Below are 13,628 nucleotides of genomic sequence, written 5' to 3'. Positions count from 1 at the left end.
GAAATGTTTTTTTATAAATTTAGTTTGTTCAATCTGTTAGCATTAAATTTATGATAAAATCCATATAGACTAGAGATTTGAAAGAAGGTTTTTCTACATATGAAACATGCTGAAAATGAATACTTAAATTTATGCCGCCATGTAATGGAGCATGGTACGAAGAAAGAAGACCGTACAGGGACAGGCACTGTATCTGTATTTGGATATCAAATGCGTTTTGATCTAAGTAAAGGTTTTCCTTTATTAACAACAAAGAGAGTGCCGTTTCGACTTGTAGCAAGTGAGCTACTTTGGTTTATGAAAGGTGATACAAATATTCGTTATTTATTGCAGCATAATAACAACATTTGGAATGAATGGGCATTTAAGAGTTGGGTAGAAAGTGACGAGTATACGGGTCCTGACATGACTGATTTCGGTCTTCGCTCACAACAAGATGAGGAATTTAAAGTTCAGTACGATGAGCAAATGGAATTGTTTAAAAAGAACGTTTTAGAAGATGATGATTTCTCAAATAAATATGGTTATTTAGGAGACGTATACGGTAAGCAGTGGCGTGCTTGGAAAACGACAGCTGGTGAGACACTCGATCAATTAAAAGATGTAATTGAAATGATTAAGAAAACACCAGATTCGCGTCGCCTAATTGTTTCTGCGTGGAATCCTGAAGATGTACCAAGTATGGCATTACCGCCTTGTCATACGTTATTCCAATTTTATGTAGCAGATGGCAAACTTTCTTGTCAGCTATATCAAAGAAGTGGTGACATATTCCTTGGAATTCCATTTAACATTGCAAGTTACTCGTTACTAACACATTTAATTGCACATGAATGTGGACTTGAAGTAGGAGAATTCGTTCATACAATTGGAGATGCACACATTTATACGAATCATTTTGAACAAGTAGAAAAGCAATTGGCACGTGAACCACGTCCATTCCCGAAACTTATATTAAATCCAGATGTGAAATCTGTGTTCGATTTTGAAATGGAAGATTTAACAATTGAAGGATATGATCCACACCCAGCAATTAAAGCACCGGTTGCAGTGTAATTGTAGAGGAGATGAAAAGATGATAGTTTCATTTATGGTCGCAATGGACGAGAATAGAGTAATTGGTAAAGATAATAATTTACCTTGGCGCTTACCGAGTGAATTACAATATGTAAAGAAAACAACGATGGGTCATCCGCTTATTATGGGAAGAAAGAACTATGAAGCGATTGGTAGACCACTGCCTGGAAGACGTAATATTATTGTAACTCGCAATGAAGGGTATCATGTTGAAGGATGTGAAGTAGCACATTCTGTAGAAGAAGTATTTGAGCTATGCAAAAATGAAGAAGAGATCTTTATTTTTGGCGGAGCACAAATTTATGATCTCTTTTTACCTTATGTAGACAAGTTATATATAACAAAAATCCATCATGCATTTGAAGGAGATACATTCTTCCCAGAAATGGATATGACAAATTGGAAAGAAGTTTTTGTTGAAAAAGGTTTAACGGATGAAAAAAATCCGTATACGTACTATTATCATGTATATGAAAAGCAACAATAATAATAAGGATTGATGTGAATATTCGCATCAATCTTTTTATTTATATCCATCAATATAGGTTTATAGATGAGATTCGATAGTGCTATAATGAAAGGTAGCATGTGAAAATGCTAAAATTTTCAAGAGTATTAAGAGAGAAAGAGGAGGAGAATCGATTGAGAAAGATATGGGGGATTCTTTTTCTTTGCTTAACATTCATGTTAGTCGGATGTGGTAAAGAAGAAAAACCACAAGAAGCATTTGATACATATGCAAAAGCATGGAATAAACAAAAATTTGCAGAAATGTATGATCAATTATCAGAAAAGGCAAAAAAAGATATTTCAAAGAAAGAGTTCACTGAGAAATATGAAAAAATTTATTCTGGCATTGAAGTGAAAAACTTAAAAGTAGAAGCAGGAGAAGTAAAAGAAGATAAAAAAGATGAAGGTCCTGTTCCTTTTAAAGTAAGCATGGATACTGTTGGTGGTAAAATCAATTTTGCCCATGAAGCAAAAATGGTGAAAGAAAAGGATGGAGATAAAGAATCTTGGAAAATAGATTGGACTCCTGATTTTATATTCCCAGGTATGACGAAAGATAGTAAAGTGCGTATGCAAACGACAGAGCCGAAGCGCGGAGAAATATATGACCGTAACGGTAAATATCTTGCGGTAAATGGTAAAGCTTCTGAAATCGGATTGATTCCTGAAAAATTAGGGGATACAGCTCCGCAAACGAAAGAAACGGTAGCGAAGTTACTAAATATGTCTGTCGAAGAAATTGATCAAAAACTAGCAGCTAAATGGGTAAAACCAAATTACCTTGTACCAATTGGAATATTGCCTGAAGGAGCAACACAAAATACGTACATAGATTTACCTGGTGTTGCAACAAAACCAGTAAATGTTCGCTCATATCCATTAGGAGAAGAAGCCGCACATCTTACTGGCTATATTGGAAAAGTGAATGCTGAAGATTTAAAAACGTTACAAAAGAAAGGTTATCAAGCAGATGATCCAGTAGGTAAAGCCGGTTTAGAGCAAGTACTGGAAGAAAAGCTACGCGGTAAAAAAGGTGGTCGTGTCTTCGTAGAAGATGCACAAGGAAAAGAAATTAAAAATTTAGCAAAAACAGATGCTGTTGATGGAGAAAATGTAACTTTAACGATTGACAGTGCAGTTCAAAGCGAAATTTATAATGAAATGAAAAATGAGGTAGGATCAAGTGCAGCAATTAATCCAAAGACTGGAGAAACACTTGCACTTGTGAGCACACCAGCTTATAACCCAAATACCCTTACAAGAGGGGCGTCAAAAGCGCAACGTGATGCGGTAAATAATGATCCGAAAAAACCGATGACGAATCGATTTACACAATTATCAGTTCCAGGTTCTGTATTTAAGCCTATTACAGCAGCAATTGGTCTTGAAACGAAAACGATTGATCCAAAAGAAGAGTTAAAAATTGAAGGATTGAAATGGACAAAAGATTCTTCTTGGGGTAATTATTATGTAACGCGTGTAAAAGATGCAAATCCGATTGATTTTGATAAGGCGATGAAATACTCGGATAATATTTATTTCGCACAAGAAGCTTTGAAGATCGGGAAAGACAAATTTATGAGTGAAGCGAAAAAATTCGGATTCGATGAGAAATTACCAATTGAATATGGATTCCCAGCTTCTAAAATCGCAAATGATAGTATTAAAAATGATATTCAAATGGCAGACACAGGTTATGGACAAGGACAAGTATTAATGACGCCACTCCATCTAGCATTAACGTACGCACCAATTGTTAATGATGGAAACATACCTTCTCCATATATTATTAAAACAGATAAGCAACCAAAAGTTTGGAAAGAGAATGTAATTTCAAAAGGCAATCAGGATATATTAAAAACTGCTATGACGAAAGTAATTAATGATCCAGATGGTACTGGGAAAATTGCTAAAATTGATGGCATGACTCTTGCTGGAAAAACAGGTACAGCGGAATTAAAAGTATCAAAAGAGGCTGAAGGAAAAGAACTAGGCTGGTTCGCTGCATTTGATTTAAATTCACCAGATATGGTTATTACTATGATGATTGAAGATGTAAAAGGTAGAGGCGGAAGTAATATTCCAGCTGAAAAAGTAAAACATGTATTTCAAAAATAATATGTAATAAAAGGTTAGCTCTATAATTTGTAGAGCTAGCCTTTTTCTATGAAAGAATTCTTAATATCTATATACTGAATTTTTAGGAAACAAAATAAATCATTAACTTACGAAAAAAAAGTAGCTATTTTTTATTGACATCGAATGAAACTTTTTGTATTATACTTACATAAGGTAAGTTATTTACTTTCAAATTATAAATCTCAAATTAAAGATAAAATGTAGAAAAGGGAGAGAATACAATGACAAAAGTACTATTTATTACAGCAAATCCAAATTCAGCAGAAGGTTCTTTCGGAATGGCAGTAGGGGAAGCATTCATCGAAGCTTATAAAAACGAACATCCACAAGACGAAGTTGTAACAATTGATTTATTCAACACTACAGTACCAGCAATCGATGCAGATGTATTCGCTGCTTGGGGTAAATTTGCAGCAGGTGAAGGCTTTGAGACTTTAACTGAAGCTCAACAACAAAAAGTTGCAGCAATGAACACAAACTTAGAAACATTTATGAATGCAGATCGTTATGTATTTGTAACTCCAATGTGGAACTTTAGCTACCCACCAGTAGTAAAAGCATACTTAGACAACGTAGCAATCGCAGGTAAAACATTCAAATATACTGAAAATGGTCCAGTTGGCTTGTTAGAAGGTAAAAAAGCACTTCACATTCAAGCAACAGGTGGCGTATATTCTGAAGGAGCATACGCAGCTGTAGACTTCGGACGCAATCACTTAAAAACTGTATTAGGATTTGTCGGTGTAAATGATACTGAATATATTGCAGTTGAAGGTATGAATGCAAACCCTGAAAAAGCACAAGAAATTAAAGAAGCAGCAATTGCTAATGCTCGTGAATTAGCAAAACGTTTCTAATATATCATACTTAAAAATGTCCAAACACTTGTTGTTTGGACATTTTTTCTTCTTTTTCCTTCGTTTGTCTAGTATAATGAAGGTCGGAATGATAATAGGTGGGGGTTCTGTATGATTCAAACGTTTTTTAAAATCTTTTATTTAATTTTAATCGTAATTGCGATTACACCGAGAATGTGGCGTCTTAAAAGACAAGTAAATACGATGTCGCCACAAGAAAAAGATAATGCTGTGTACAAAACGACAAATTGGTTTGGTAAGAAAATGGTACGTGTAGCTGGAGGAACAGTAGAAGTTAAAGGACTTGAAAATGTTCCGAAAGACAAGCCGGTACTAGTTGTAAGTAATCACCAGAGTAATATGGATATCCCTGTTTTACTAGGTTATTTAAATAAACCAATTGGCTTCGTTTCAAAGGCAGAGATTAAAAAGTTCCCAGTTGTACCAACTTGGATGGAACTTATGAATTGTGTATTTATGGATCGTAGCAATCGCCGCCAGTCACTTCAAGCGATTAAAGATGGGATTGAACTATTGAAGAATGGACATTCTATCGTAATTTTCCCTGAAGGAACGAGAAGTAAGGGTGGGGAAGTTGGAGAGTTTAAGGCTGGTAGTTTTCATCTTGCTGTAAAATCTGGTGTAGCAATCTTACCTGTAACATTAGATGGGACATATAAAATGTTTGAAGCAAATGGAAATCGTATGAAGCGAGCTCGTGCAACAGTAACAATTTCTAAGCCGATTACACCTGAAGAGTATGCGACTATGGATATTAAAGAGTTAACGAAGTATACACAGGATGTTATCGCATCACAATTACATAAGTAATAAAAAAGGTTTCAGCTTACATTAAGCTGAAACCTTTTTTATTATGCTGTAGGTAAGACGTAAAAGAGTACGCAGAAGAACATCATCGCACTACCACCTAATACGAAAAGATGCCAAATGGCATGGTTGAAAGGTAACTTTTCCCAAAGGAAGAATATAGCTCCTACAGAATATAAAATTCCACCTGCTAAAAGTAGTGAAAAACCATGTCCAGTTAGATTTTCATAAAGTGGTTTAATAGCAACGATTATGAGCCATCCCATTATGATATAACATAGCGTCGATGCCTTAATAAAGCGACGTACAAAGAAAATTTTGAAGATGATACCTCCGATTGCAAGGGTCCATATAATAGCAAGTAATGTCCATCCTAATGGGCCGCGGAGTGTAATAAGTAGAAAAGGAGTATACGTGCCAGCAATCAATAAGTAAATGGCTGAATGATCTAAAATAGTAAATATTTTTTCTACTTTAGGATGATGAATGCTATGTAGCAACGTTGAAAATAAGTACAGTAAGAACATACTTACACCATAAACAGTAAATGCAACTACAGCTGATGCGGTACCATGCTTAGAAGCATGAATAATCAATATGATTAAGGCAGGGATGCTTAAAATGGCACCGATACCATGTGTTATTGCATTTGCAATTTCTTCTTTTACAAATTGGGTCATTCGTGTCATTTTTTCAGTCATAATGCCAATCCTTTCTACTATTATAAAATAATATGTCATTTCCCTTACCATATCATACACAAGAGCAATAGAAAATGAAATTTGTATAATTGATTATATTTTTGAATTTTTTTGACAAAAGGTAATGGTTTTGTTGACGTTTTCAAACTTTTTTGACAAAATAAAATTATGCAATAGTAGGACAAGGAATCTACTAATAAAGGGGATGGAGAAATGTTTTCAAATATTGGCTTTCCAGGATTAATTTTAATTTTAGTAGCTGTACTTATTTTATTTGGGCCGAAAAAATTGCCGGAAATCGGAAAGGCTTTAGGGGAAACGTTAAAAGAATTTAAAAAATCAACGAAAGAATTGACTGATGATGCATTTCAAGAGAAGGAAAAGAAAGAAAAAATGTAATGAATTTTCTTCGAAATGGATAAATAAAGTGTGGTGAACGAGATGGAAGATCGGGAAATGAGTGTAGTAGAACATATAGTTGAGCTTCGCAAACGAGTAATATATACCGTGTTATCCTTTGTACTATTTTTAATTGTTGGGTTTACTTTTACGAAGGATATTTATTTTTGGCTTGTAAAAGACTTACCAATGAAATTAACTGTTCTCGGTCCAAGTGATGTATTGTGGATTTTTTTCTCGATTGCTACAGTATTTGCTATCGTTTGTACAATTCCTTTTGCTGCTATACAAATTTGGTTATTTGTAAAACCGGGTTTACATGCAAATGAACAAAAGATGACGTTAATGTATATACCGGTATTGTCTATATTATTTATTGCAGGTTTATGCTTTGGATATTTTGTTGTAATGCCGTTTTTATTTCATTTTTTAACTACGATAGGTAATGAAATGTTTAATACGATGTTTACGACAGAAAAGTATTTTCATTTTGTTCTTAATTTAACAGTTCCATTTGCTGTAATTTTTGAATTGCCAGTAGTAGTAATGTTTTTAACGAGTATTGGACTATTGACGGCGGAATTTCTAATAAAAATAAGAAGGTATGCTTACGTAGCATTGATTATCATTGCATCGTGTATATCACCGCCAGATTTTTTATCACATAGTTTAGTTGCGGTACCGCTTATTTGTATTTATGAAATTAGTATCGCTTTATCAAAGATTGTGAGTAAGCGAAAAAAGAAAAGAGAAGAAGAAATTCAGTCGAAAAGTGCCTCGTTATAAAGGCACTTTTTTTATTTATTTGTTATACTCTAGTTATAAACGTATACAATATAGAGAAGAAAAAAATTATAGAATCTCCAAAATTTAGACAAACTTTGCGCTTTTATAAGTTTATACTGAATATATTAAGCAATATACGGATAACGAGTCCTTATCTTATTAGGAATTTAGGGTGGGGGATGGATTAGGTGAAGATGAATAGAGTATAAATCTTCTAACCAAAAGGACTACAGAGATTGTCTAAGGATACTTTTGTATTCATGGGAGTCGCCACTTTAAACAACGTGTTACAGCGTAAAGTAGAAGAAGTTCAAAAATCCAATGAAAAAGAGGATTGATATTGTGATTACGAAAAGTTTTTATTTCACTCATTCAACAGGGGAGTGTATTAAAATATTTGAAATCCCTGTCCTACAAGCGCAGCATCCATTATCGTTTCTAATACAGTCTCGTCTTCAATTATTTATTGCAAAAATTCAAAAACAAAAACACCCAAGATTTTCGTATTCTTTCCGTGAATATTTACAAAATTGTTTGAAGTGGAATGATTATTTAAATGTATATAAAACAAATACTCTTGAAAAAAATGCATGATATAGAGTGGGGACAGGGTTAAGAGCTCTGTCTTTTTCATTTTAGATATAAAAATATAATTAATTTAATGAAATTTCGTTTCAAATTGTTGAAAGCAATGGGAATACTAGTATAATAACAAGGAGAGCGTATTGGAAAGGGAAGAATATAATATGCAAAAAATTAAAATTGTAACAGATTCAACGGCAGATTTATCACAAGAGGTAATTGAGAAGTATGACATCCATGTTCTACCATTATCAATCTCTGTAAATGGACAAACATATTTAGATCGCGTTGATCTACAACCAGATGAATTTATTGAAGAAATGATTAAATCAGAGGAACTACCAAAAACATCACAACCAGCAATGGGTACATTTGTAGAAATGTATGACAAGTTAGGGGAAGATGGAAGTGAAGTACTTTCCATTCATATGACAAGTGGAATGAGTGGTACTGTGGCAACTGCAAATAGTGCTGCATCAATGACCGACACAAAAGTAACAGTTGTTGATTCGCAATTTATTACACATGCTTTAGCATATCAAGTAGTTGAAGCTGCGAAAATGGCAAATGAAGGACGCTCACTAGAAGAAATTTTAAAACGTGTAGATGAAGTAAGGAAGAATACTCGATTATATGTAGTAGTAGATACATTAGAAAACTTAGTGAAGGGTGGGCGTATCGGTAAAGGAAAAGCGTTTATCGGTTCGCTACTTAATATAAAGCCAATTGCTAGCCTTGAAGATGGTGTTTATAACCCTGTAACGAAAGTGCGTAGCCAAGGTCAAATTGTAAAAACGTTAGCTAAGTTATTTGAGGAAGATACAGCTGGAAAAGTTGTAAAAGCTGTGGCAATTCCGCATGCGAAAGCAATTCCTTTAGCTGAAAATGTAAAAGCGGCTGTTGAAAAAGTAAGTGGATTTGCTAAATCAGAAATTTTCTTTACAACGCCTATTATTAGTACTCATACAGGTCCGGGTGCAATCGGATTTATGTATTTAGCAGAGTAATAAAAAAGCTACTTGAAATTTATTTCAAGTAGCTTTTTTATGTGAATAGAAAGTAAGAAATAAGAAGGGCTATACAGGCACTACCGCTAATGATATAGCGAGTCTGTAAATATTCATTCATAAAAAACACCCTTTATGATTTTCTATATTATATGTTGAATATAGAAAATCAGTAGTTACGTTACACATGTAATGTTTCAATTTTTTCATTCACTTTCTTATAATGTGTTTCACTATTATAAATGAAAGTTTGACCTAAAAAGAGTACATGCAGTTGTTCCCACGGTAACATACGTAAATTCCAATTATTTCGAAGCCTTGTTATTGCCTCGCGAGGTGTTTCATCAGCGAGTGCAAAAGCTCCGTAATGCATTGGTATAAAGTGTGTAGCATTTAAATCTAAATAAGCTTGCACTGCTTCTTCAGGTGAAACGTGAGATATTTTCATAAACCATTCTGGTTCATAAGCTCCAATTGGCATAAGGGCAACATCAATTGAAAAGCGTTTGCCAATTTCTTTGAAACCTTGGAAATAGCCACTGTCTCCACAAAAATAAATGGTTTCTTCCATATTGTCATTTTTAATAATCCATCCACCCCAGTGAGATGTGTTCATATCAAATAATGATCTTCTCGTCCAGTGCTGAGCAGGTACGAAGTGAAAGGAAACATCATCAATAGTCGTACTTTCCCACCATTTATACTCTTCTACATTATTGAATTTTTTACGAGTAAATAATTTTTTTAGCCCAATGGGTACTAAGTATAATACGTCATCATTAAGTTGGCGAAGTGTTGAAAAATCTAAATGATCATAATGACCATGTGAAATGAGGACAATATCAATTTTAGGTAGTTCTTGTATAGAAAGACCAGGTTCAGTAAGTCTTGAGACTAGCTTCAATTTATTGGCCCATACTGGATCCGTTAGTATATTAAGTCCATTCGTTTGGATAAGAAAAGTAGAATGCCCAATCCATGTGACAGTCGTTTTTTCAATATTACTTTGCAAAAATGCACTTTGTTTAACGGGTGATTGTTCTACTAAGAAAGAAAAATCTTTTTTGTTTTGCTTTCGTTCTTTACGCCAGCGTATAAAAGAGCGAATTGATTTTTTTGTACTCACATTATCCATATTTTCATAGCGCTTTGCCATGAACATCACCTCATTTAAAATCGTTGTAATTGTATTGTACCGAAATGTTGTTAAGGAATACAGTGTATAACATGGATGAATGTTTAAATAATTGTAAAAAAACAGGAAGGTGCATTTACAAAAATAACAATAGAATTAGTTTTGCGACGATTATTTAGAGAAATAATAGTAAAAAAATTATTTTGTCTAGTAATTCGCTTGAAATAAAGAAGTAACATACGTAAATTCGTACGATTTCGTGAACAAATGTAGTAAACAATTTTCTCGTAGTGTTAACTTTTGTTATGATAAACATAACCTATTTAAATTTAGGATAGAGAAAAGAGGTTTATAAATGAAGCGTTATCAAAAAGTAATTGGTCTTATGGTTGTATTTTGTCTCTTTGTACTTGCTGGATGTAGTGGATCAGGTTCAAAGCTTCGTAAACCATTGAATTGGGATTTAGAAACTTTCCAATTTACAAATCAAGATGGAAAGCCATTTGGTACAAAAGATTTAAAAGGGAAAGTTTGGGTTGCAGATTTTATGTTCACAAACTGTCAAACAGTTTGTCCGCCAATGACTGCTAATATGGCGAAATTGCAGAAAATGGCAAAGGAAGAGAAATTAGATGTTCAGTTTGTATCATTTAGCGTAGATCCTGACCTTGATAAGCCAGAAAACTTGAAAGCTTTCATTCAAAAGTTTACAGAAGATACAAGTAACTGGAACTTGTTAACAGGTTATTCGTTAGAAGATATTACAAAGTTTTCAAAAGATAATTTCCAATCACTTGTAGATAAACCTGAAAATGGTCAAGTGATACATGGTACGTCATTTTATTTAATTGATCAAAACGGAAAAGTAATGAAAAAGTACAGTGGCATTAGTAATACGCCGTATGAGGACATTATACGTGATATGAAGCGATTAGCAGAATAAAAAGAAGGGTGCAGATTAAAGCACCCTTCTTTTTTACATTAATCTATGGATAAAATGTCATGTTGCTGTGGAAGTTTTGGAGCCCGAATTTCTAACACGCCATTTTGATACGAAGCTTTTGCTGCTTTTTTATTAATGGAGTACGGTAATTTAATTAATCTGGATGCTTCTGAAATAGAACGTTCTCGGCGATAATAGTTATGAGAAGTTTCTTCTTCAGCCTCTTCAAGTATCTCTTCTTTTACAGAGACTTTTAAGTATTCACTTTGTATTTCAATTTGAATTTGTTCTTTTTGTATACCTGGTAGTTCAGCTGTAACAACGAGTTCTTCACCAACTTCATATAAATCTACAGGGAATGTTAATAAACGATTTCCTTTTTGGAAAAAATGATTTAAATCAGCAATTACATTGCGAAGTGGTGTTTGCTCGAAGAAATCATCAATTTGCTTTAAATAATTGCGAACCGGTGGGCGAGAAGAGTCTTTTTTTTCTTCACTCATGGTATTCCCTCCTAGAAATCAATTTGCAATATCATATGACAAAAGCGGAGAAAGGTGATTGCCTAATTTTCATGTTTTCATAAAAAATTGTTAAAAATGTGAAATGGAGTGATTTTTTTATAGTTTTTGGTCGCCATATTCAGTTGATTATGCTAGTATAAATAGGGTTGATATAGTAGTATAGAGACAGAATGAAAACTGAAAGAGGGTAAGAAGTATGTGTGGTTTTGTAGGATGTTTATGTGAAAACCCTAGAGAGTTTTCAGAAACAGAAAAACATCAATTTGAAAATATGAACACGATGATTTTCCACCGTGGTCCAGATGACGAAGGATATTTTCGTGATGAGCATGTACAATTTGGCTTCCGCCGTTTAAGTATCATTGACTTAGAGGCAGGACATCAGCCGCTAACTTATGAAAATGATCGATATGTAATTATTTTTAATGGTGAAATTTACAACTATGTAGAATTACGTGAAATGTTACTTGAAAAAGGTGCAACGTTTGCAACGCAATCTGATACAGAAGTTATCATTGCATTGTATGCACATATGAAAGAAAAATGTGTAGACTACCTTCGTGGTATGTTTGCATTTATGATTTGGGATCGTGAAGAAAAGAAACTTTTCGGTGCACGTGACCACTTCGGTATTAAACCTTTATACATCGCACAACAAGGTGATACTACATTCTTCGCATCTGAGAAGAAAAGTATTATGCATGTGATGGAAGATAAAGGCGTTAACCCAACGTCATTACAACATTACTTTACGTACCAATATGGTCCAGAGCCAGAAACATTAACAATTGATGTTAATAAAATCGAACCTGGTCATTATTTCGTAAAAGAAATCGGTAAAGAGATGGAAATCCATCGCTACTGGAAACCTTATTTCAATGCTTCAAGTGCAACGAAAGAGGAGCATATCCAAGCAATTCGTGATGTGTTATATGATTCAGTAAAAGTGCATATGCGCAGTGATGTACCAGTAGGTTCATTCTTATCTGGTGGTATCGATTCATCTATCATCGCTTCTATCGCAAGAGAAATGAATCCAAATCTTTTAACATTCTCTGTTGGTTTTGAGCAACGTGGTTTCAGTGAAGTTGATGTTGCGAAAGAAACTGCTGAGAAATTAGGTGTTAAAAACCATAACGTATTCATTTCAGCGAAAGAGTTTATGGATGAGTTCCCAAAAATCATTTGGCATATGGATGATCCTTTAGCAGATCCAGCAGCTGTACCGTTGTACTTCGTTGCAAAAGAAGCACGTAAGCATGTAACAGTTGTTCTTTCAGGCGAAGGTGCAGACGAGCTATTTGGTGGTTATAACATTTATCGTGAGCCAAACTCACTGAAAATGTTCTCTTACATTCCTAGCCCAGGTAAGAGCGTTCTAAAAGCACTAAGTGGTGCTCTTAAAGAAGGCTTTAAAGGAAAGAGCTTCCTAGAGCGTGGATGTACGCCAATTGAAGAGCGTTACTATGGAAACGCGAAAATCTTCCGTGAAGAAGAGAAAGCTGAATTAATGAAGTATTACAATGAAAGTGTTAACTATATGGATATCACGAAACCATTGTATAACGAAATTAAAGATTATGATGATGTAAGCAAAATGCAATACATTGACATGTTCACTTGGTTACGCGGTGACATTTTATTAAAAGCTGATAAAATGACAATGGCGAACTCATTAGAACTTCGCGTACCGTTCTTAGATAAAGAAGTATTCGATGTTGCATCTAAAATTCCAACTGAATTTAAGATTGCTAACGGAACTACGAAAGCTATTTTACGTGAAGCAGCACGCGGAATCGTTCCAGATCACGTATTAGATCGTAAAAAACTTGGATTCCCAGTACCAATTCGTCACTGGTTAAAAGACGAAATGCATGATTGGGCTATCAATATTATAAACGAGAGTAAAACAGAGCATTTAATCGACAAACAGTATGTATTAAACTTACTGGAAGCACATTGTGCAGATAAAGGCGATTATAGCCGTAAAATTTGGACTGTACTTGCGTTTATGGTATGGCATCAAATTTATGTTGAGCATAAATACGATACGAATAAGTTCCACGAAGAAACGAAACGTGCGTATAGCTTAGTTTAATTAGAAAAACCTTAAGATCGCATATGGTCTTAAGGTTTTTTT

Annotated in this window: 14 protein-coding genes; 11 read left to right on the top strand and 3 right to left on the bottom strand. The window is 34.1% G+C overall.

Annotation, left to right across the window (positions count from 1 at the left end):
* Nucleotides 1-99: 99 nt before the first annotated feature.
* From QCI47_RS16930 to QCI47_RS16910, 5 genes are all read left to right on the top strand, one after another.
* Complete coding sequence (locus QCI47_RS16930) at nt 100-1,056, top strand: thymidylate synthase (RefSeq protein ID WP_000679598.1); 957 nt, start codon at nt 100-102, stop codon at nt 1,054-1,056.
* 19 nt (nt 1,057-1,075) lie between these two features.
* Nucleotides 1,076-1,564 (top strand): dihydrofolate reductase, encoded by a 489-nt coding sequence (locus tag QCI47_RS16925; RefSeq protein ID WP_000637198.1) that lies wholly within the window; start codon nt 1,076-1,078, stop codon nt 1,562-1,564.
* Nucleotides 1,565-1,719: 155 nt separating this feature from the next.
* Nucleotides 1,720-3,705: a penicillin-binding protein 3 gene (gene pbpC / locus QCI47_RS16920; protein WP_001227220.1), complete on the top strand. Its 1,986-nt coding sequence runs from the start codon at nt 1,720-1,722 to the stop codon at nt 3,703-3,705.
* A gap of 242 nt (nt 3,706-3,947) precedes the next feature.
* Nucleotides 3,948-4,583, top strand: coding sequence for an FMN-dependent NADH-azoreductase (locus QCI47_RS16915; RefSeq protein WP_000170029.1), 636 nt, complete (start codon nt 3,948-3,950; stop codon nt 4,581-4,583).
* Between the two features lie 111 nt (nt 4,584-4,694).
* Nucleotides 4,695-5,414 (top strand): lysophospholipid acyltransferase family protein, encoded by a 720-nt coding sequence (locus QCI47_RS16910; RefSeq protein ID WP_000616592.1) that lies wholly within the window; start codon nt 4,695-4,697, stop codon nt 5,412-5,414.
* 41 nt (nt 5,415-5,455) lie between these two features.
* Here the strand turns inward: QCI47_RS16910 and trhA are convergent, their stop codons facing one another.
* Nucleotides 5,456-6,112 carry a PAQR family membrane homeostasis protein TrhA gene (gene trhA / locus QCI47_RS16905; RefSeq protein ID WP_000136887.1) on the bottom strand — a complete coding sequence of 219 codons (657 nt, stop codon included), beginning with the start codon at nt 6,110-6,112 and terminating at the stop codon, nt 5,456-5,458.
* Between the two features lie 213 nt (nt 6,113-6,325).
* Between trhA and QCI47_RS16900 the strand changes: the two genes are divergently transcribed.
* The 4 genes from QCI47_RS16900 (at nt 6,326) to QCI47_RS16885 (ending at nt 8,886) form a co-directional block, all read left to right on the top strand.
* A complete protein-coding gene (locus tag QCI47_RS16900) occupies nt 6,326-6,511 on the top strand; it encodes a twin-arginine translocase TatA/TatE family subunit (RefSeq protein WP_000492443.1) in 186 nt (61 codons plus the stop codon).
* Between the two features lie 42 nt (nt 6,512-6,553).
* Nucleotides 6,554-7,297, top strand: coding sequence for a twin-arginine translocase subunit TatC (gene tatC / locus QCI47_RS16895; protein ID WP_000390137.1), 744 nt, complete (start codon nt 6,554-6,556; stop codon nt 7,295-7,297).
* Nucleotides 7,298-7,639: 342 nt separating this feature from the next.
* Nucleotides 7,640-7,891 carry a DUF2535 family protein gene (locus tag QCI47_RS16890; protein WP_000629015.1) on the top strand — a complete coding sequence of 84 codons (252 nt, stop codon included), beginning with the start codon at nt 7,640-7,642 and terminating at the stop codon, nt 7,889-7,891.
* Nucleotides 7,892-8,043: 152 nt separating this feature from the next.
* Nucleotides 8,044-8,886, top strand: coding sequence for a DegV family protein (locus QCI47_RS16885; RefSeq protein ID WP_025991670.1), 843 nt, complete (start codon nt 8,044-8,046; stop codon nt 8,884-8,886).
* A gap of 181 nt (nt 8,887-9,067) precedes the next feature.
* Here QCI47_RS16885 and QCI47_RS16880 read toward each other — a convergent pair whose 3' ends face one another.
* Complete coding sequence (locus QCI47_RS16880; protein ID WP_001129618.1) at nt 9,068-10,042, bottom strand: MBL fold metallo-hydrolase; 975 nt, start codon at nt 10,040-10,042, stop codon at nt 9,068-9,070.
* Between the two features lie 334 nt (nt 10,043-10,376).
* Between QCI47_RS16880 and QCI47_RS16875 the strand changes: the two genes are divergently transcribed.
* On the top strand, nt 10,377-10,964 hold the full coding sequence (locus QCI47_RS16875) for an SCO family protein (RefSeq protein ID WP_000833353.1): 588 nt from the start codon (nt 10,377-10,379) through the stop codon (nt 10,962-10,964).
* Between the two features lie 38 nt (nt 10,965-11,002).
* Here the strand turns inward: QCI47_RS16875 and QCI47_RS16870 are convergent, their stop codons facing one another.
* Nucleotides 11,003-11,467 (bottom strand): Hsp20/alpha crystallin family protein, encoded by a 465-nt coding sequence (locus QCI47_RS16870; RefSeq protein WP_001288083.1) that lies wholly within the window; start codon nt 11,465-11,467, stop codon nt 11,003-11,005.
* A 217-nt stretch (nt 11,468-11,684) separates the two neighbouring features.
* On the opposite strand from QCI47_RS16870, the gene asnB reads away from it, so the two are divergent.
* The gene (asnB, locus tag QCI47_RS16865) at nt 11,685-13,586 is read left to right on the top strand and encodes an asparagine synthase (glutamine-hydrolyzing) (protein ID WP_000333816.1); all 1,902 of its coding nucleotides are present in this window, start codon (nt 11,685-11,687) and stop codon (nt 13,584-13,586) included.
* The last annotated feature ends 42 nt before the right edge of the window (nt 13,587-13,628 follow it).

Source organism: Bacillus cereus group sp. RP29 (assembly GCF_040459765.1).
Classification (GTDB): Bacteria; Bacillota; Bacilli; order Bacillales; family Bacillaceae_G; genus Bacillus_A; species Bacillus_A paranthracis.
The sequence above is the reverse complement of the archived record's forward strand: the minus strand, read 5'-3'. Positions and strand labels throughout refer to the sequence as shown.

Coding starts and splice junctions, on each gene's coding strand:
- QCI47_RS16930 (WP_000679598.1), top strand. CDS start 100: ATGAAACATGCTGAAAATGAATACTTAAATTTATGCCGCCATGTAATG.
- QCI47_RS16925 (WP_000637198.1), top strand. CDS start 1,076: ATGATAGTTTCATTTATGGTCGCAATGGACGAGAATAGAGTAATTGGT.
- QCI47_RS16915 (WP_000170029.1), top strand. CDS start 3,948: ATGACAAAAGTACTATTTATTACAGCAAATCCAAATTCAGCAGAAGGT.
- QCI47_RS16910 (WP_000616592.1), top strand. CDS start 4,695: ATGATTCAAACGTTTTTTAAAATCTTTTATTTAATTTTAATCGTAATT.
- trhA (WP_000136887.1), bottom strand. CDS start 6,112: ATGACTGAAAAAATGACACGAATGACCCAATTTGTAAAAGAAGAAATT.
- QCI47_RS16900 (WP_000492443.1), top strand. CDS start 6,326: ATGTTTTCAAATATTGGCTTTCCAGGATTAATTTTAATTTTAGTAGCT.
- tatC (WP_000390137.1), top strand. CDS start 6,554: ATGGAAGATCGGGAAATGAGTGTAGTAGAACATATAGTTGAGCTTCGC.
- QCI47_RS16885 (WP_025991670.1), top strand. CDS start 8,044: ATGCAAAAAATTAAAATTGTAACAGATTCAACGGCAGATTTATCACAA.
- QCI47_RS16880 (WP_001129618.1), bottom strand. CDS start 10,042: ATGGCAAAGCGCTATGAAAATATGGATAATGTGAGTACAAAAAAATCA.
- QCI47_RS16875 (WP_000833353.1), top strand. CDS start 10,377: ATGAAGCGTTATCAAAAAGTAATTGGTCTTATGGTTGTATTTTGTCTC.
- QCI47_RS16870 (WP_001288083.1), bottom strand. CDS start 11,467: ATGAGTGAAGAAAAAAAAGACTCTTCTCGCCCACCGGTTCGCAATTAT.
- asnB (WP_000333816.1), top strand. CDS start 11,685: ATGTGTGGTTTTGTAGGATGTTTATGTGAAAACCCTAGAGAGTTTTCA.